At 65.8% G+C, this 19182-nt stretch carries 17 protein-coding genes; 6 read left to right on the plus strand and 11 right to left on the minus strand.

What is annotated here, in order from left to right:
- Positions 1-110: 110 nt before the first annotated feature.
- The 9 genes from virB11 to D2V17_RS08125 form a co-directional block, all read right to left on the minus strand.
- Complete coding sequence (virB11, locus tag D2V17_RS08085) at positions 111-1151, minus strand: P-type DNA transfer ATPase VirB11 (protein WP_119592564.1); 1041 nt, start codon at positions 1149-1151, stop codon at positions 111-113.
- Positions 1152-1157: 6 nt separating this feature from the next.
- Positions 1158-2276, minus strand: coding sequence for a TrbI/VirB10 family protein (locus D2V17_RS08090; protein ID WP_245978630.1), 1119 nt, complete (start codon positions 2274-2276; stop codon positions 1158-1160).
- A 25-nt stretch (positions 2277-2301) separates the two neighbouring features.
- Positions 2302-3072: a TrbG/VirB9 family P-type conjugative transfer protein gene (locus D2V17_RS08095; RefSeq protein WP_245978631.1), complete on the minus strand. Its 771-nt coding sequence runs from the start codon at positions 3070-3072 to the stop codon at positions 2302-2304.
- On the minus strand, positions 3072-4295 hold the full coding sequence (locus tag D2V17_RS08100; RefSeq protein WP_245978632.1) for a TrbL/VirB6 family protein: 1224 nt from the start codon (positions 4293-4295) through the stop codon (positions 3072-3074). Before D2V17_RS08100 ends, D2V17_RS08095 begins: the two co-directional genes overlap by 1 nt.
- Positions 4292-6727, minus strand: coding sequence for a VirB4 family type IV secretion/conjugal transfer ATPase (locus tag D2V17_RS08105; protein ID WP_119592566.1), 2436 nt, complete (start codon positions 6725-6727; stop codon positions 4292-4294). Before D2V17_RS08105 ends, D2V17_RS08100 begins: the two co-directional genes overlap by 4 nt.
- 45 nt (positions 6728-6772) lie before the next feature.
- Positions 6773-7054, minus strand: a complete 282-nt coding sequence (locus tag D2V17_RS08110; protein WP_119592567.1) for a VirB3 family type IV secretion system protein — start codon at positions 7052-7054, stop codon at positions 6773-6775.
- Positions 7054-7344, minus strand: coding sequence for a TrbC/VirB2 family protein (locus tag D2V17_RS08115; protein ID WP_119592568.1), 291 nt, complete (start codon positions 7342-7344; stop codon positions 7054-7056). Before D2V17_RS08115 ends, D2V17_RS08110 begins: the two co-directional genes overlap by 1 nt.
- Before the next feature lie 2 nt (positions 7345-7346).
- Entirely contained in the window at positions 7347-8000 is a 654-nt protein-coding gene (locus D2V17_RS08120; protein WP_119592569.1) for a lytic transglycosylase domain-containing protein, read from the minus strand.
- 179 nt (positions 8001-8179) lie between these two features.
- Positions 8180-8554, minus strand: coding sequence for a tetratricopeptide repeat protein (locus tag D2V17_RS08125; protein WP_245978633.1), 375 nt, complete (start codon positions 8552-8554; stop codon positions 8180-8182).
- A 21-nt stretch (positions 8555-8575) separates the two neighbouring features.
- On the opposite strand from D2V17_RS08125, the gene D2V17_RS21910 reads away from it, so the two are divergent.
- The 3 genes from D2V17_RS21910 (at position 8576) to D2V17_RS08135 (ending at position 13214) form a co-directional block, all read left to right on the plus strand.
- On the plus strand, positions 8576-8698 hold the full coding sequence (locus tag D2V17_RS21910; protein ID WP_281270557.1) for a hypothetical protein: 123 nt from the start codon (positions 8576-8578) through the stop codon (positions 8696-8698).
- Between the two features lie 142 nt (positions 8699-8840).
- On the plus strand, positions 8841-10469 hold the full coding sequence (locus tag D2V17_RS08130; protein WP_119592570.1) for a hypothetical protein: 1629 nt from the start codon (positions 8841-8843) through the stop codon (positions 10467-10469).
- Between the two features lie 93 nt (positions 10470-10562).
- A complete protein-coding gene (locus D2V17_RS08135) occupies positions 10563-13214 on the plus strand; it encodes a TonB-dependent receptor domain-containing protein (protein ID WP_119592571.1) in 2652 nt (883 codons plus the stop codon).
- Between the two features lie 106 nt (positions 13215-13320).
- On the opposite strand, the gene D2V17_RS08140 is transcribed toward D2V17_RS08135, so the two are convergent.
- Positions 13321-13995 (minus strand): response regulator transcription factor, encoded by a 675-nt coding sequence (locus D2V17_RS08140; RefSeq protein ID WP_119592572.1) that lies wholly within the window; start codon positions 13993-13995, stop codon positions 13321-13323.
- Between the two features lie 101 nt (positions 13996-14096).
- Positions 14097-16742, minus strand: a complete 2646-nt coding sequence (locus D2V17_RS08145; RefSeq protein WP_147367295.1) for a pre-peptidase C-terminal domain-containing protein — start codon at positions 16740-16742, stop codon at positions 14097-14099.
- 105 nt (positions 16743-16847) lie between these two features.
- Between D2V17_RS08145 and D2V17_RS20940 the strand changes: the two genes are divergently transcribed.
- The 3 genes from D2V17_RS20940 to D2V17_RS08155 are packed head-to-tail and all read left to right on the plus strand — an operon-like array spanning position 16848 to position 19107.
- Positions 16848-17069 (plus strand): hypothetical protein, encoded by a 222-nt coding sequence (locus D2V17_RS20940; RefSeq protein ID WP_147367297.1) that lies wholly within the window; start codon positions 16848-16850, stop codon positions 17067-17069.
- Positions 17033-17764, plus strand: coding sequence for a response regulator transcription factor (locus D2V17_RS08150; protein WP_119592574.1), 732 nt, complete (start codon positions 17033-17035; stop codon positions 17762-17764). The genes D2V17_RS20940 and D2V17_RS08150 overlap by 37 nt, the downstream gene beginning before the upstream one ends.
- The gene (locus D2V17_RS08155) at positions 17761-19107 is read left to right on the plus strand and encodes a sensor histidine kinase (protein ID WP_119592575.1); all 1347 of its coding nucleotides are present in this window, start codon (positions 17761-17763) and stop codon (positions 19105-19107) included. The genes D2V17_RS08150 and D2V17_RS08155 overlap by 4 nt, the downstream gene beginning before the upstream one ends.
- Positions 19108-19182: the final 75 nt, after the last annotated feature.

Raw genomic sequence — 19182 nt, forward strand, 5'->3', positions numbered from 1 at the left:
GCTCGCTCTCATGCAAGGCCTGAGGGGTGGCCGGACAGGTTGGCGGGGTCTTAGGCAAAGCTATCATGCCTGAAAACAGTGCACAGGCCCATGTCACGAAATAGGGAAAATCACGCGATATCGGCGGCCCTCGCGATGGCCGTGATGCCGCGCTTGCCCTCCGAGCGGCCCAGCTGGACGATCACGTCGATCACGCCCGCGGCATAGGCGAGGGTGTCCGAACGGGTGAGGCCGATGCCGGTCTGCATCACCATCAGCGAAAGCTGTTCGAGCGCGCCGCGCAGGGAGTTCGCGTGGATGGTCGAGAACGAGCCGGGGTGCCCGGTGTTGATTGCGCGCAGGAACGAGACGCTCTCCGCCCCGCGCAATTCGCCCAGCACGATCCGGTCGGGCCTGAGGCGCAGGGCCGATTGCAGCAGCTCGTTGGCGGTGACTTTCGCTTCGCCCAGCTCGCCCTTCACCGCCACCAGCCCGACGGCATTGGCGCCGGGGAACTTCAGTTCGGGGGTGTCTTCCACCAGCACGACGCGCTCCTCGCGCGGGATTTCGCCGAGCATGGCGTTGAGGAAGGTGGTCTTGCCGGTCGAGGTGCCGCCCGAGACGAGGATGGTTTTGCGCGCCTTGATCGCGGCGCGCAGGAAGGCAATCGGCTCCTCGGCCGGATCGGGCATGTCCTCTTCGGCGGGAGCGCGCAGCGGGCCGTGGTCGTAGGCGTCGAGCGGGAGATCGAGCTGGCGGTGACGGCGGATCGACAGCGCCCAGTGCTTGCGCGTGGCGGGAGGGCCGCAGAACTGCACGCGCGCACCGCCATAGCCCTCGGCGGGCAGCGTCGCGCCGAGCAGCGGGTGCTCGCGGTTGATGCCCTGATGGCTGATGCGGGCGACCTGCTCGGCGAGGCGCTGCACCAGCTTGTCGGTCACTTCGGGTACTTCGATGCGCTGCATGCCGGGATGCGCTGCGTCCTCGATCCAGACCTCGCCGGGACGGTTGACGAGGATCTCGGTCACGGTGTCGCGGTCAAGCCACTGGCGCAGCGGCGCGAGATAGGCGTCGAGATAGACCGAGCCGCCGGGGATCACCGGGGCCTCGGGCGCAGGGCCTGCCAGCGAGGGCAGAGGCTCGCCGCCGAGCTGGTGGATTTCGGCGCTCATCGCGGCTTAGTTCACCTGACCGAAGTCGAGATCGCGTGCGGTGTAGACGCGCACCGGCTCGCCCATGCGCACGCGCACGGTGGGCGGGCGCTGGCCGTCCTGCTGCAAGGCGGTGGAAGCCGCGCTCTGCCCGCCGCCAAGGATCACCGAGGTGCCGCCGCTGGCGATGGTGGTCAGCCCGCCGATCACGGAAAGCAGCATGGCCGAGCCGAACCGGCTGAAGAAGTGCGAGTTGACCTTGCCTTCGAGGCCAGTGGTGCCGTCGAAGGTGGTGCTCGGCGATTGCAGCGCGACCGACACGCCGTCGGGGCGGATCAGCCGGGTCCAGACCACATAGGCGCGGGTCTGCCCGGCTTGCAGGCCCGACTGGTACTGACCGACGAGGCGGCTCGAGCGCGGGACCAGCACGCGGCTGCCGTCGTAGCTCTTCACGTCCTGGCTCACCACGGCGCGGACATAGCCGGGCACATCGGTGTTGATGGCGGTTTCCAGGATCGCCGGGATCATCGTGCCCTGCGCCACGGTGGTGGCGGGGTTGATATCCTGCCGCGCGGTGGCCGGGCCGCCCCCCACGCCGCCGATGCGGGAGGCAAAGTCGTTCGCCGCGCCGCCGCCCGCACCCGGCACCACCGAACCATCGGGCGAAGCGGTGGTGATTGCACCGGCGCTCACCGCCGCATTGGCCGCCGGGCTGCTGTCGAACACCATGGCGGGCGAGTTGTAGCGGTTGACCGCAGGCTCTTGCTGCACCTGCTGCGACATCACCGGAGCGGGGGCCGGGTCCGCCTGCGGAGCGGGCGCGACCATCGCGGCCTCGGCAGGCTCGGGCTGAAGCACGACCGGCGGTTGTGCAGGTTGCGGCGCGGGCGCGACATCCTGCGGGGCCTGCGCGCTGTCATCCATGCGGCTGGCGTTGAGGCCCCACAGCGTGGCCCCGCCGATCAGCGCGACAAAGCCGATCCCGGCGATCAGGCCGAGCGCGTCGGAGCCGCCATTGCGCGCCGCCACGGCGGGATAGGCGGTGCGGCTGGCGAGGTCGATCACCTCGGCGGACGCGGTCTCGCGCGGGTCGGCGTCGTTGGCGACACCCTTGGTCTTTTCGGGAAGGCGCATGGCAAGTTTCATTGAACGTCGCTCCGCTGCAAAGGTATCAGGCGCCGGGCGCCGGGGCATTGCTGCCCGTGTTGATCAAGGTGGCCACATCGTCACCCGAACGCAGGATGATCTCGCGCGGCACCCCGTCGAGCACCACCGTATCGCCGCGCACGGCGAAGTTCACCGGGCCTTCCATGCCATCGCGGTCTTTCACGAGGATCGCAGGCATCGGTGCGCCCGAGGGCCAGGCGAGGAAGGTCGCCGTGCCGTCGTCGTAAACCTGTTCGGGCAACAATCGCTCGACCCCGTCGCTGGTCCAGTCGAAATTGAGCGCGGCGGGGTCGACCACGGCGAGCTGGTCATGCGCGGCGGCGACTTCGAGCGCATTGGGCATCCGCGACGGGTCGCGCGGCGCGCCGTCGGCCAGCTGCGTCTGCTCAGGTGTTTCCTCCACCGGGTAGGTAAACTTGAGGACATAGACCGGCGTGCGCGTGGTGGGGCTCGCCACGAGGTCGAATAGATAGGTGCGCTTGTTGGTGACCACCGTCATGTTGGTCGCCGCGCGCGGTTCGAGCGGTTTGACGAACAGCAGGTTCGCGCGCCGGTTGGGGGTGACCTGCCAGCTCTGCGAATTGCCGATGGCGACGTTCTCGATCGCCTCGTCATCACCGAACTGGATGGTCGACTGCACGTTTACGCGACCATTGATCGTGACGACTTCGCTCTCGTTGTAAAAGCGCTCCACGAGGCGCGGATCGGCCTGCGCGGGCAGGGCGACGAGACTGGAGGCCAACAGGGCCGCGGCGATCGTCGCGCGGGGCATCATCACTTATTCTCCGTTGAGCGAATGGGGGCAGACTTGAAGCGGCTGCCGATACCGCGCGCACGGTTGCTCGTGCCTGACTGACCCGCGGCAAAAGGCGAGACCTGCGCGCCTTGCGTCACCACGCGGGTCTCGCGGGTATGGGTGGAACTGGTGCCGGTGTCGTTGGCGGCAAGCGGCATGGCCGCGGCTGTGCTGACCCGGATATCGCGCGCCTGCGCGGTGGTGGCGGCAGTGGCCGCAGCCCGGTCGGCGGCAGAGGTGGCGAGCGCCGGGTTAAGCGGGCTTTGCGCGGGGGCGGATGTGCCGCGCGCACCTTCGTCGGCCTTGTCGCTGGTGGCGAAGCCGAACACGGTCCAGCCTGCCACCATGGTCGAGGTGACCTTGAGGATCATCGCCATCAGCGCCAGATGCACCGCGCCGATCATGAAGAAGGCCATGGCCGGACGCACGTCGATCTTGCCCGGTGTCTGTTGCAACGCGGAGAGCACCGGCACCGCCAGCTCCAGCATCAGCGAGCCGCCGAGCACGGCGAACAGCGGGGCCAGCGCCATCAGCACCACGCCCTTGAGCCAGCCCACGAACAGCCCGCGCGTGCCGGTGAACAGCGCCATCACGATGAAGATCGGCCCCAGCCCCATCAGGATCGCCAGCGCGATCTTGCAGGTGGCGAGCACGCCCACCGTGCCGAGCAGCAGCATGGTGCCGCCGCTCCACAACAGCCCCGGCGGCGAGAAGATCGAGGTGTCGTTCGCCATCGCATCGCCGCCCGAGATGTCCATCAGCGCGAGCATGACCGAGTCGAGCTTGTCGGCGAAGATGGTGCTGGCCGAGCCGTGGGTGCCCATCAGCAGCGTGGCGATCTCGTCGGGCGCGCCGACCGCGAGGTTCCAGAACACGCTCTGGAACGCGACCCAGCTGGTGGCGAAGGTGATCACCAGCACCAGCGTCACCATGCGCGGGGTCAGCGAGGACAGGCCAAGCCGCGTGCGCCCGGTAATCAGCGCGAAGCCGAGGAAGGCGATCCAGATCGTCAGCATCGCCGTCAGCACCGGGCCGAGCGTGCCCTCGGCGCTGAACAGGCGGTTGAAGGCGGCCTGCGCCATGCTCGATGCCGCGCAGTCGACGCCCCGCAGGCTCGCGCCGATGCCTGCACCCACGCCGTCCATGGCGCGCATGCATTCGGTGCTCACGCTGGCGGCGGAGATGGCGAAGGCGGCGCTCATTCGGCGGCTTCCCAGCTCAGGCTTTCGGCCTCGCTCGCCTCGGCGCGGTAGTCAGCCGAGCCGGGCCACGGGCGGTTGGTGAGCGCCGGATACCACTGCGCCGGATCGTTGCCGACCGCCTCGCGCAGCAGATCGAGCCGCCGCACGGTGCTTTCGCGGCCCGACAGCATGGCGATGACCTCGGGCGCACCCGACAGATCGAGCCGCACCACCACGCTGGCATCGGGCTGGCGCACGAGGAAGCAGCGCGAGTGCGCGGGCAGGCTGCGGATCAGCGCCAGCTCGTGCTCGGTGAGGCCGAAGCCCTCGCAATAGTCCTCGGGCCGCGCGCGGCTGTTGGGCATGAACACCATGGTCGCGGTCTGCTCGACCAGCGCGGTGCTGATCTTGCTGTCGAGCGCATCGCGCGCCGACTGCGTGGCGAAACCGACCAGCGCGTTGCGTTTGCGCAGCGTCTTCAGCCAGTCGCGGATGCGCGCGGCGAAGATCTCGTCGTCGAGCGCCTTCCAGCCCTCGTCGATCAGGATCATCGTTGGCTTGCCGTCGAGCCGCTCGTCGATGCGCTGGAACAGGTACATCATCGTGGGCGTGCGCAGGCGCGGGTTGTCGAGCAGCGCGGTCATGTCGAAGCCCATCACCCGCGTGGAAAGGTCGAGCTTGTCGGCGGCGTTGTCGAACAGCCAGGCGAATTCGCCGTCCTCGATCCAGGCCGAGAGGCGGTCGGCCAGATCGCCCGGCTGCGGACGGCGGCTGCCGCTCAGCAGCTCGCGGAAATAGCGCAGACGGCGTAGGCTCGGGGCATTGCCATAGGCGGCATCGACGGCGGCGGCGATCAGGCCGTTTTCCTCCGGCCCGTCGGCCTTGAGCAGCACTGCAAGCCAGTCGCGCAGGAAGGCGCGGTTTGCCGGCGTGTCGGGCATGGCCAGCGGATTGAAGCCCGTGGGTTCGCCCGCGTGGATGCGCTCGTAAGAGCCGCCGATGCCGCGAATGAACAGCTCGGCACCGCGATCCTTGTCGAACAGGATCGTGCGCGGGGCGAACTTCTGCGCCTGTGCAGCGAGGAAGTTCATCACCACGGTCTTGCCCGAACCCGACGGCCCGATGACCGAGAAATTGCCGAGGTCGCCGTGATGGAAGTTGAAGAAGAACGGCGTGGCGCTGGTGGTTTGCAGCAGCGTGACCGCCTCGCCCCAGTGGTTGCCCTCGGCCTGCCCGAGCGCGAAGCCGTGGAACGAGCCGAAGCCCGCCATATTGGCGGTGGAGATCAGCGCGCGGCGCACGAGGTATCCTTCGTTGCCGGGGAACTGGCCCCAGAAGGCGGGTTCGAGATTGGTATCCTCGCGCACGGCAATCGCGCCAGTGTCGGCCAGCGCGGCGGCGACCGAGGCACTGGCGTCGTCGAGCCGGGCGAGGTCGCGTTCGCGCACCAGCACGGTGAGGTGATGATCGCCGAACCCGACCGAGCCTGCGCCCAGTTCGTCGCGCGCGGCCATCATGTCCAGGCGTTCTGCCTGCGCCTCCTCGTCCGCCGAGCGCAGACGGCGGATCGCAAGGTCGATCTTCTCGCGCGCGGTCTGCCGCTCCTGCGGGGCGAAGCTTTCGGTCACGACCATCTCGAACGGCAGTCGCAACATGGCGTCGAGCAGGCCGGGGCTGGTCGCCTCGGGATAGTCCTTGAGGCTGAGGATCGACGAGAAATCGGCCCCCTGCGCGCCGCGCAGTTCCATCGCGTCGAGCCCGAAGGAGGCGCGGCGATAGGGCAGCATATTGCCCACATCGGTGTCGTCCTCGGGGCGGCGCACCGGGCGCATCTCGCCATTGTAAAGCGCTGAGAGAAGTTCGAGCAGTTCGTTGTTGGTGGCCCCGCTGTGGCCGACATAGTCGCCGAGCGGCTGCGCGCCGTAATCACCCAGCGAGGCGGCCAGCGCCTGCACCGCCGCGCGCAAGCTGCGCAGGTCTTTCGGATCGACCGCCTCGGCTTCGCCCTTACGGCCCTTGAGCATTTTGCTGACCCGCTCGGCGAGACCCGCCTTGCCGCGCGCGGGACGACGCACGAGGGTGATGAACTGGTCGTTCACGAACAGCGAGCCGGACGACAGCTTCTCGCGCCACGCCTTGTCGATATGCGCCGAGAGCGGATCGGGGAACCGCGCCTCCAGCTCCACGCTCACCCTCCGGCGGATCACGTGGTGATAGAGCACAAACCGCGCATCGAGGTTCGAGCGCAGCATCACCTCGCGCGTGGCGGAATGGGCGTTAAGCGCGTCTGTGTCCTCGGTCTCGAACAGCAGGCCGGGCACCTGCAGCGCGGCCATCAGCGAACCGTCGCGCAGCAGCAGTGTGCCCGCGTCGACGAGGCGCGCATAGGGCAGGCGGTCTCCCGCCTGCGCTTCCTTCGCGCTCCATGCCGCGGCTCCCAGCCATTTGCTCATTCGTCGTCGCTCCATGCCGCCACTTGCTGGCGGGCTAAGGCGCGCTCAGGCTGCGTAGGAATTGCAGCCCCAGCGCTTGTAGTTCTTGACCCGCGGACACTTCGAAACCTTGGTCAGCCAGAGGTCGAAAATGCGCGGCTCGCGCAGGCACGCGAAATAGCCGATTGCGTGCATGATCAGCGGGATCGGCAGGATCCAGAAGCTCTTGAGGATCAGGAACGCCTCGGTGGTAACCAGCGCGTTGATCACGAAGAAGTTCAGCGTCACGCCCGCAAACATCTGCGGCCGGGTCAGCGCGCGGTGAACGCGGGAGCGGGCGAGCTGCATCAGCCTGCCGCGCCCTGAATACCGGCCACGATCGAGCCCGCGCCGAAGATGATGAACACGCCGATGATCACGGTCGCGCCGAAGCGCCAGTTCATCCGGCCCGTCAGCATCATGAAGCCGACTGCCGCCACGGCCATCACCGCCACCGTGGTCGCGACCGTGCCGAGCATGGTCTGCTGCATCCAAGAAAACGCGTTGTTGATCGGCGAGGAGCCGGCCGGGTCCTGCGCAAAGGCAGCCGAAGGAACAAGCAGGGTGGCAAGCGCGGCGATACGGGCAATGAACGACATGGTTACTCAGAACTCCGGGAATGGTTGGCGAGGCGGCCCATGATGGCGGCCACATATTGCTGCGTTTCGCGAATGCGCGGAATGCCGCCCGCGCGCATCACACGCCCCGGTCCGGCATTGTAAGCGGCGAGCGCCTTTTCGAGATTGCCGTCGAAGCGGTCGAGCTGTTCGCGCAGATAGCGCGCGCCGCCTTCGAGGTTGGCAAAGGGATCGCCCGCATCGACGCCGAGATAGCGCGCGGTGCCGGGCATCAACTGGGCAAGGCCCTGCGCGCCGACGGGGCTGCGGGCATTGGCGCGCCAGCGGCTCTCCTGCCACACCAGCGCCTCGATGAGGGCTGGGGAAAGGTCGAAACGGGCGGCCAGTTCGGCGACCTTGGCGGCATAGGCCAGCGGCACGTCATCGTCGTGCAGCGCCGGGTCTGCGACCGCGCTTTCGGGCACGAGGGCGGAAATCTCTGCAGGAACCTGCACGGGGGCGGGAACCATCGCGTAGCTCGCGGATAGATCCTGCGAAGCGGCCACGGCCATGGCAGGCCCGGCAACCCAACGCGCTTCGCCCGCTGCGCCCACTTCGAGGACGTCGGCATGGGCCGGCGCTGCACCGACCGCGATCACCAAGGCAGTTGCCGACAAAGTCAGCGCGCGCAGAATCATCCGTACCCTCCGAAGCGCCCCCAATGCTTACAATAGATGACAACCGCGTGACACAGTAAAGGCCCCTGCGGTAAATGCATCGAAAAGCCCCGCCGGGCACCATGGCACGGCGGGGCTTTTGAAGTCCGGCCGACAACTCCGCCAGGGCGGGCGTCGATACGGTATTATACAATAGCGGCTTAGTTCATCGCCACGGCGGACTGTTCGAGCGTACGCAGCGCGAGGCGTGCGGCAGCGCGCGAATCGATCCACTCGCCGTCGGCCAGTTCGAGCTGGTAACGCACATCGGAGCGGGCGGCGGCGCGATAGTAGCCGGCGGCCTTGTCCTTGTCGCCGCGCACGGCCCAGGCCGAGCCGAGGTTGATCAGTAGAGCCGGGTCTTCCGGGTTCTGCGCGAGGTTCGCTTCGAGGCGGGCGATGGCGGCATCGGTCTCGCCCTGCGTCAGCTCCTCGTAGGCGGCGTCGCGGTGTTGGTCGGTGTTCATACCGGCCATCATGGCGGCGGGGGCGGCCTGTGCCATCATCAGCGCGACGGCTGCTTGCAATACGATCATTCTCAATCTCCCAAACTGTGAATGACCGAAGAATGCGATTCGCCCGGCAGAAATGCAATGAAACTGTCATTTTGTCACAAATATGAAACCTTCGGTTTTGCGGCGGCATTTCTGGCGCATTTCTGCGGTTCGCCGGCTGCATGACGGGCCTGTCACCTGGCTGTCGTCTGACGATCACAATTTAATCGAGCCCTTTGCAAACAAACTGTCACGCGACGCTCCTAGCGAGCGAGCCGCGACTTAATTCGCACTCCTGATTCTCGGTTTTTTGAGGGGACCGTTCGCTGTGACTAACCTTTCTCGCTCGCTCATCATCGGCACCAGCGTGCTGGCTCTGGCCGCTTGCGGTCCTGAACAAATTGCTTCGCCGGGCACCGGCTCCGTCAATATCGACTATACCGACAACTCGGTGACCAACCCGACGCCGACCCCGAGCTCCTCGCCCGTCGTTGCCGCAGGCGATTGCCCGACCCTGACTGCCGACGGTTCGGTTGCCCTAACCAACGACGGTACCGTATCCGGCCCGACCGGCTCCTACCGTGTCTGCACCCTGCCGGGCCTGATCACCAAGTCGGTGACCCTGCCGAAGCTCTCGGGCGTGCTCTATCGCATGAACGGTCGCGTAAATGTCGGCTGCGACGGTGGCCCGGTCGCTCCGACCAATTACACCTCGACGACTGTCGGATGTAGCACTCCGCTGAACGCCGATACCAACGTCACGCTCACGATCGAACCCGGCGTGATTCTCTATGGTGAGAAGGGTGCGTCCTGGCTCGCCGTAAACCGCGGTAACAAGATCCACGCCGTGGGTACGCCGAGCAAGCCGATCATCTTCACCAGCTTCGAAAACGTAGCTGGTGTGAACAACGAAAACACGGGCGGCAGTCAGTGGGGTGGTGTTGTGCTGCTCGGCCGTGCGACCATTACCGATTGCGAACTCGGTACGGTCGGCGGAACCGGCGCTGGTGCATGCCAGCGCAGCACGGAAGGCTCGACAGACCCAGCGCAGTTCGGCGGCAATGACGACACCTACAATGCTGGCAGCATGGAATATGTGCAGCTCCGCTATTCGGGCTTCGCGCTTTCCACCAATAAGGAACTGCAGGCGCTGACCCCCTCGGGCGTCGGCACCGGCACCACGCTCAGCCACATTCAGTCGCACCGTTCGTCGGACGATGGTGCCGAATTCTTCGGCGGCAAGGTCAACATGAGCTACTACATCGCCACCGGCGCTGATGACGATAGCCTCGACGTCGACACCGGAGCCCGTCTGAACGTGCAGTACGCGCTGCTGCTGCCGGTCCCGGGCCAAGGCGATGCGCTGATGGAAATCGACTCCAACGGCAACGAAGGTAACACTCCGCGCACCAACCTCCAGGTCGTGAACTTCCTCGCGTATCAGCCGCAGACCAGTTCGAACAACGAAGGCAACGACAAGGCCGCAGTGCTGTTCCGCGGCAACGCGGATGTGACGCTCTACAACGGTGCGATCATCGCACCGCAGAACGAGTGCATCCGCATGACGGCGAACACCACCGCTGCCAACCGTGCCACGCTGACCGCGCGCTCGGTTGCCCTGCAGTGCTCGGGCACCGGCGATGCCAAGTACATCGGCGACGGTTCGGGCGATGCCTTCACCGCCGCTCAGGTGCGCGGCTTCATCACCGGCGATGCTTCGAACAAGGAAGACTTCACCAACACGCTGACCGGCACCTTCTTCAACGGTTCTAACGAAGATGGCGTCGCAGTCACCAGCGCAACGGGCCTGTCGTCCTTCTTCGTGGAGCTCAGCCCCAACCACATCGGTGCGGCCTGGACCGGCAATGCCGACTGGTACAAGGGCTGGACCTGCAACAGCAGCATCGCGAACTTCGGGGCTTCCTCGACGGCTTGCACCTCGCTGCCGACGACCTGAGCGGCTGCCTGACGTGAATACTGCGGGGGCAGCCGCTCTGCCGGCTGCCCCCGTTCATGCATCCAATGCACTATTGATTTCAGGAGACCTCGGATGTCCATCTCTTCGCGGCTGGTCGGTGCGCTCATCGTCACCACAGCTCTGACCCTTCCATCGCTCGCCTCTGCGCAGGAAAGCCCCGTGCCGGGCACCTCCACCACCGACGAGAGCGACCCGGTCGACGTTTCGGTTCCGGGCGGCAGCTCGGTCATCGTCGTGACCGGCCGCGTGAACCGCGATCCGGCCCAGACCTCGGCCCAGGTGACGAGCGTCCTGTCCACCGAAGACATCGCCCGTACCGGCGAAGGTGACATCGCCGGCGCCCTGTCGCGCGTGACTGGCCTGAGCGTGGTCGGCAACGGCTTCGTCTATGTGCGCGGCCTTGGCGATCGCTACTCGCTGGCGCTGCTCAACGGCTCGCCATTGCCGAGCCCGGAGCCGCTCAAGCGCGTGGTCCCGCTCGACCTGTTCCCGACCAGCGTGGTCTCCTCCTCGCTGGTGCAGAAGAGCTACTCGGTCAACTTCCCCGGCGAGTTCGGCGGCGGTGTGATCAACCTCACCACCCGCACCACGCCCGACGAGCCTTTCCTCACCATCGGCGGCAGCATCGGCGGCGATGTCGAGACGACGTTCCAGAACGGCCTGAGCTACTACGGCAGCTCGCGCGACTGGCTCGGCTACGACAACGGCGCGCGCCAGCCCGGCGGTAACGCGCTGCAATATGTCTCGACCCCTGCGACGTTGCCGGTCGGTGCAGAGACGACGCCGATCGCGGCCCAACTGGTGACATCGCAGCAGGCGGTGATCCAGCAGATCGGCGATGTGCAACCCAACCTCGGCCTGTCGCTGAGCGGCGGGACTGCGATCCAGATGCCCGATGGTCAGCTCGGCATCGTCGCCGCGGCCAGCTATTCGAACAACTGGTCGACCCGCGACACCATCCAGCAGTCGGCCTCTTCGGGCAGCCTGAACTCGATCGAAAACGACTTCCGCCAGGTCGCGACCAACCAGAACGTGCTGGTCAACGGCATGCTCGGGTTCGGTCTGGAACTGGGCGAGCACGTGATCCGCTGGACCAACGTCTACATCCACGACACGCTCAAGCGCGCCAGTTTGTCGGAAGGCACGAAGCCCGCGCAGAACGGCGACACCCGTTTCGTCAACCAGCGCACCGGCTTCTACGCGCGTCAGCTGATCGACACCCAGCTGGTGGGCGAATTCAAGTTCGGCGATCTCAGCCTCGACCTGCGTGGCAGCTATGCCAACACCAAGCGCGACGCGCCGGGCGAACTGATGTTCCCTTACCGGGAGACGCTGCTGCAGGGCGAGACGATCTACACCATGTTCTCGAACAGCGGTGACCGTCCGTCGTACACCTACTCGAAGCTGAATGAGGATCTCTACTCGGCGGGTCTCGACCTCACCTATCCGATCACCGACACCTTCAACCTGACGGTGGGCGGTGCCTGGTCGGATTCGAAGCGCTTCAGCCTGCGCCGCGAGTTCCTGTTTTCGATTCCCGCGACCGGCACGATCACCAAGGACGGCGTGACCGTGAGCAATCCGGATTTCGCTTTCGCACTGGCGACCCTGCGGCCCGACCTCTATTTCTCGCCCGAAATGGTCAACGCGCTGGGTATCACCCTGATCGACTCCGATCCGGGCACCAACGCCTTCAATGCCGGGCTCGAAAACTGGGCAGGCTATGCCAAGGCCGATCTGCTGCTGAACGACATGATCACCATCGACGCGGGCGTGCGCTACGAGAAGGCCGACCTGTCGGTCTCTCCGGCGGTCGCCAATTCGACGGTCGATCCGACCAATCTCAGCAACGACTACTTCCTGCCGGCGCTTACGGTCACCTTCGACCTCGACGACGGGATGCAGATCCGCCTCAACGGTTCGAAGACCATCGCCCGCCCGCAGTTCCGCGAACTGATCGCGCAGCCCTTCTACGATCCCGACAGCAACCGTGCCTTCCGCGGCAACCCCTATCTGCAGGACAGCGAGCTGTACAACGCCGAGGCCCGCTTCGAGTGGTACTTCGCGCGTGGACAGCGCATCTCGCTGGCCGGGTTCTACAAGAAGATCGACAAGCCGATCGAGACCTTCGTGGTCGGCAGCACCGACCTGCTGACCTCGTTCGCCAATGCGCCCGAAGCCTCGCTGTACGGTGCCGAGTTCGACGTTACCAAATACTTCGATCTCGAAAGCATGGGCGGCCTGTTCTCCAGCCGTCAGGCCGTGGTGCTCGCCAACTACACCTACACCAAGTCCGAACTGAAGGTGTCGGACGACGATCTGGTGAACGTGTTCGGCGCGCTCGGCAGCCCGGCTTCGATCTACTTCCGCGACGGCGCGCCGCTCACCGGGCAGTCGGACCATCTGGTCAACCTGCAGTTCGGGCTTGAGGATCTCGACCGCCTGTCGCAGCAGACCATTCTGGTGTCCTATGCCAGCAACCGCGTGGTCAGCCGCGGCCTCGTGGGCCAGCCCGACATCGTCGAGAAGCCGGGTGTGCGGATCGACTTCGTCTGGCGTGAAGGTTTCCGGATCGGCGGCACCGATGCTGAACTCAAGCTGGAAGCGCGCAACCTGCTCGGCACGCGCCATCAGGAGTTCCAGGACAACGGCACCGACTACATCAACGTCAACACCTATGACGTTGGCCAGTCGTTCTCGGCCGGTCTGTCGGTGACCTTCTAACCGCCCGCCACACTGGCGACGACAAAGAAGGCCTCCCGTGCGAACGGGAGGCCTTTTTCGTTATGGTGTTGGGAAGGGGGGGAGAGCGCTGGTGCTTGCCCCCGCGTCAGGGCAGGTCGAGCACGTAGCCTTTGGAATGGACGGTGCGCAGCAGGTGCCCTGCGCCTGCGCTGCGCAGCCCGAAGCGCAGCCGCTTGATCCACACGTCGACCGTGCGCAGGTAGCCCGGATCGCCAGCCTTGCCGAGCGCATCGACCAGCTCCTGCCGGCTCAGCACCCGGTTGGGGTTTTCGGCCAGAAAGCGCAGCACGCGGAACTCGTTCGGGCGCAGCGTGATCTGCTGGCCCTTCCAGCGCGCCTGCTCGCCCGCGACGTTGATTTGCAGCGCGCCCAGATCGAGCACCTGCGGCACGCTCTGCCGCCCTTCGGTGGCATAGAGCGCCAGCACCCGGTCGAGCATCGCCTTGCGGTCGAGCGGGCCGATCGCATAGTCGTCAGCCCCGGCCTTGATCGCCCGGCGGCGGTCTTCGGGGTCGTCCTCATCGAGCACCATCGTGATATGGGCATCGCGGGTGCGCGGATCGGCGCGCAGGCGGCGGCACATTTCGAGGCCCGACAAATCGTCGAGCACCCAGTCGACAAAGGCCCAGACGCTGCCTTCGACAAGCTTGTTCGGCCCGGCGGCTGCCAGTCGCTCGAACACGAATTGTGCATCGCCGTGATCGAACCGGTCATAGCCGGCCGCTTCCTCGCTGGTGGCGAAGATGGTGACGTGTTCCATCCAGTCATTCCCCAATTGGATGGGGAACTCCTGCAAGCTGGAAATGACCGTGCTATGACAAAACTGCACGCCGCGTTTGGCGCGGTCGCGATCAGGGAAAACTACCGTGAGGCGAGCGTCACCAGCACCTCGTCATAGGGCATACCGTCGCCGCCACGATTGACGACGATGTGCTGATAGCCCTGCGAACGTGAGCCGCTCGCACCATAGGCGTCGGTCTGCAACGGCTCGTCGAGCGCGATGCGATAGAAGGTGGTGCGCATGAACTCCGACAGTTCGCCCGCCGTGATCGCGCCATCGCCGTTGGCATCGGCGCTGCCTTCCATCGCCTGCTGGAGAATGTGCGAGATATAGCCGCCCGCCGCGAACTTCTGCGCCACCAGACTGGTGAGGTCGCTGTCGGAGCTGAACACGCCCATCCGCCCGGTCTGGCGGTTGACCACATCGTCGAACCCGCCCGAGAAGCACGAATCGAGCACCAGCAGCGTGCGCGCGTGAATCGGTTCGAGCATTTGCCCCAGTTCGTAGTCGGTCACGGCGGCATCGAACAGTTCGATGGTTTCGCTGGTGCCGTCGCGCTCCATGAAGCTCTCCACCGGCTGCTTGGAGCCATGGCCCGAGTAGAACAGCAGGAACAGATCGTCCGGCCCGATCGTCCCGGCGATATCGGCGATCGCTTCGATGAAGTTCGCCCGCGTCGCCTGCCGGTTGATCAGCGTGGCGCTTTGCGGGGCGAGCATGCCGGTGTGTTGCAGCGTCTGGGTGAGCTTGGTGGCGTCCTGATCGGTCATCGAGAGGTTGCTGGCACGCCCGCCGTAATCGGCCACGCCCACGCTCAGTGCGAAGATGCGGCCCCCGCTGCGTCCGGCCACCACCGGCGCAGCGCCGCCGCCCGCGCTGACGGTGGAGCTGATGGTATAACGGCCGGTCTCGCCGCCCTGATAGCTGGTCGCCACCAGCGTGTAGGCGCCGGTTTCGGGCAGGGTGACGGTGAGGCGCGAGTTGGTCTCGCCATCGCCGCCGGCGCGGTCATCGTTTGCCTCGCTGCCGCCACCGGGCATCAGCAGCGAGAGGTAGGTGTCGAACTCGGAGGAGGTCATGTCGAAGGTCACGCGCTGGCCGCGCTGGCCGTCGAAGGTGTAGGCGTCGACATATTCGCCCGAGGAGATCGTCTCGTCACCGCTGGCGAGCGAACCGTTGACCGTGCGGCCAAGCGTAAGCCGGGTGAAGCCGCCGCTCGCTGAGCTGGCCGCGCCGCTGCTGTCGAGCCGGTAGCTGCCGAGCCCGCTTTCGGAATAGCTGGCCACCACCACCCGGTAGGTGCCCGCCTGCGGCAGCGTCGTCTCGACCAGACTGTTGAGCGTGCTGCCCGCAGGGTCGTCGTCGTTTTCGACCGAGAAGCCGCCCGGTCCTTCCACGCGCAGCAGGGTGTCGAACTCGTCGGAAGCGAGGGCAAGGCGCAGGCTCTGCCCGGCATCGGCCTCGATCAGGTAGATGTCCTCGACCGAGTGCTCACCGCGCGGGTCGGATGAGGTGAGCGTGCCGGTGACGCTGCGCCCCAGTTCGAGCCGCTCGCCGCTGGCCGCGCGCGCGGAGGCGCCCGACAGGTCGGCGCGGATCGTGTAGCTGCCGGTTTCCGCCGCGGCATAGCTGGTGGCGGCGATGGTAAGCGTGCCGTCGGAAGGGATTGTCACGTCGAGCCGGCTGTTGGTGCCGCCCCCGCTCGGATCGTCGTCGTTCTCGACCGAGTAATTGTCACTACCCACCGCGGCGAGATAGGCGTCGAAGTCCGGGCTTTGCATGGTCACGGCCATCCGCGCGCCGGGATTGCCGCGCAGCGTGTAGGTATCGTAATACTCGCCGGAATCGAGCCTCGCGTCGCCTGCTGCGAGCTGGCCGCGTGTGGGGGTGCCAGGCGTGAGCGCAGTGGTCGAGCCGCTTGTTCCGCCCGAACTGCCCGAGCCCGAAGCCCTGCCGCCCGAGGTGCCACCGGCACCGAACCGCGCGCCGTTTATGCTCAGCAGGTAGCTGCCCGTCTCCCCCTGGGCGAGGCTGTTGGCGGTGATCCGGTACTGGCCGTTCTCGGTGAGGTCGAGGTCGAGGCGCGAATTGGTCGAGCCCTCCTGGCCGTCATCGTCGCTGAACATTTCCCCGCTCGGACTTTCGACGCGCAGGTAGGTGTCGAAATCGGTCGAGTTCATCAGGATGGTGACATGCTGCCCGCTGCGCCCGTCGAACGTATAGCTGTCGTAGTAGGAGCCATCGTCGAGGGTGGCATCGCTCGTCGAAAGCGTGCCCGCAGTGCTGTCGGCCAGTCCGCTGTTGCCACCTGTGCTGCGGCCTGCGGAGCTGCCGCTTCGCGTGCCCTGCAACCGGTAGGCGCCGGTTTCTCCTGCGGCATAGCTGGTGATGACGAAGCGATAGCGGCCATCTTCGGGCAGCGTGGTGATGATGCGCGAATGGGTGCCATTGCCTTCATCGGCGTCGTCGTTCTCGACCGAGAAATCGCCCTCGCTGCGGAGCATCAGATAGGGGTCGAAGTCGTTGCTGGTCAGCGTGACATCGATCTCTTCGCCCGCGCGTCCGTCGAAAGAGAAGAGGTCGTAGAATTCGCCCGAGGGCAGCTCTTCATCGCCTGAGCGCAGCTCGCCGGTCGAGTTGATCGTGCTTTGTGCCGCAGCCGGCGCGGCAAGCCCCGCGCACAGGATGGCGGCCATCGCCGTCCTGGTGAGAATTCCCGACTTCATTCGACGCCCCCGTCTGCAAAGAGATTCGCCGGACTAGTGGCATAATCCGACGTGAAAATCAGTACCGATATTACTGAATAATCCTTACCATTGAATGGGTCATTTATGGCATCATCGTTCGGACAAGGCTCGGTTGGCGGCAACGCGATTCCGCTGGTTTGCACCGGACGCATGAGCGCTATCGGCGCGGGCATGGTCGCAGGCCGTTCCTCGGCAAGAGCGCCAGCCAATGCGACAGGGCGCGAACTCGGACTATCAACCGGCGGGCGCTTCCTTTATGGCGCGCTCTCATGGAACTTCCCGCCCGCGGCCAAAGACTGGCGTTAATCGAGGACGATGGTCCACTTCGGATGCTGCTGGCCAGGTGCATCCGGGAAAATGGCTTTGAAGTGGCAAGCTTTTGCAGCGCTGCCGAGTTTGCCGCTTCAAGCCTTGCCGATCTCACTCATCTCGACCTCATCATTCTCGACATCATGCTGCCCGGCTCGAACGGGATCGATGTGTGCCGCAAGATCCGCCAGACCAGCAAGATCCCGATTATCTTCATCAGCGCGCGCGCATCGCAGACCGATCGCATCGTGGGGCTGGAAATCGGCGCCGACGACTATCTGGTCAAACCGGTCGATCCCGATGAACTCATCGCCAGAATACGCGCCGTGCTGCGCCGGGCCGATGGCCATGCCGGGCAAGACAGCGAACCGGCCGGGGCCATGCTCTATTTCGATGGCTGGCGGCTCGATCCGCGGCGGCGCGAACTGTTCGCGCCTGAGGGAGAGCGTATCTCGGTTTCGGAAGCCGAATTCGATCTGCTGGTGACCCTCGCCAGCATGCCGCAGCGCGTGGTCAGCCGGGCCTTGTTGCTCGAAAACTCGCGCGGTCGGCAATCGGGGCAGGGGGATCGCAGCGTCGATGTGCTGATCAGCCGTCTGCGCCAGAAGCTCGGCAGCGCATCCAATGGCGCGGACATGATCCGCACCGTGCGCGGCCTCGGATATGTCTTTGTGCCCGAAGTCACGCGGTGAGCCTTGGCTGGTCGGTATGGCCGCAGGGGCTGACCAGCCGGCTCGTGCTGGTTCTGGTGCTGGTGATGACCGCACAGTTTCTCGTGGCCGGGCTGCTGATCAGTGGCGACGAATCCAAAATTCAGCGCGAAGACATCGGGCGGCGGATTGCCGAGCAGGTAACCGTGGCCGAACGTCTGATCGAAAGTGTCCCCTCCGGCCAGCGACGCGAACTGGCGCAGGCGCTGTCGACGCAGCATCTTGAATTCAGGCTGGTCGATGAGCCGGTATCGCGCGCGGCGGGACGCCAATCGGAGATGCTCCGGTACCTCGAAGCGGATATCTTCGCCTGGGAACCGTCCTTGCAGGAGGCCGGGCTGTGGATCGCTCTCGAAGACCGCAAGGAGCTGAGTCTCGACAGCTATCTCACCGGATCGGTCGAGATCGGCGATGGCAGCTGGCTCGCCTTTCGGACGCGGGAGCCGGTGACGAACTGGCGCTGGGCGGCCTTTACCTTGCTGCGGGTCGGGCTGGTTGCGATCGTGATCTTCGGCACGGCGGCGGTGCTGGTGCGCACGCTTAACCGGCCTCTCGTGCGGCTGGCCGAAAGCGCCAGCCTGATCGGCACCGACGCCCGCATTCACTTCGACGAGAAAACCGGCCCGCGCGAACTGCGGCGGGTGTCGGAGGCTCTCAATGCGATGCAGGACCGGGTCGATGACGTGCTGCTACAACGCACGCGCGCCCTCGCAGCGGTGGGGCACGATATGCGCACCCCGCTGGCGCGGATCCGGCTGCGGATCGCGCGCATCGAGGACAGGGTCGAGCGCGAGGCGGCCGAGCACGATGTCGAGATCATGGGGCACATGCTGCAGGAGCTGCTCGAATATTTCGACACCGATGATCCGGCCCCGCGGACCCGAACCGACCTTGCCAGCCTGTGCCGGACGATCTGCGACGGGTTCGAGGATCTGGGCAATCCGGTCGGCTACTCCGGGCCGGACCGATTGATCGCGCAGGTTCACCACGTCGGCTTGCGCCGGGCGATCGAGAATCTGGTCGATAACGCCGTCGACCATGGCACCAGCCGGGGGATCGTCTTGCGGGCGGATGACGACATGATCCGCATCACGGTCGCCGATAACGGTCCTGGCATACCCGAGGAGGAATTCCAGCGACTGATGCGTCCGTTCGAGCGGATGGACAAGGCGCGCGGCGAAGCCAATGGCGGGATCGGTCTCGGCCTTGCCATTACGGCGCGCGTTGCCGAGCTGCACGGTGGCCGGCTGGTGCTCCGCAACCGCGAGCCGAATGGCCTTGCCGCCACCATCGAACTGCCGGTTTGCGACGAGCCGAGTGCCTAGAAACACTTTGTTACATTTCTCGGCCTGCGGGGAAACATTGGCTCGCTAGCTCCTGCATTCCAATTGACTGGATTT

Source organism: Aurantiacibacter xanthus, from assembly GCF_003584015.1.
Classification (GTDB): Bacteria; Pseudomonadota; Alphaproteobacteria; order Sphingomonadales; family Sphingomonadaceae; genus Alteraurantiacibacter; species Alteraurantiacibacter xanthus.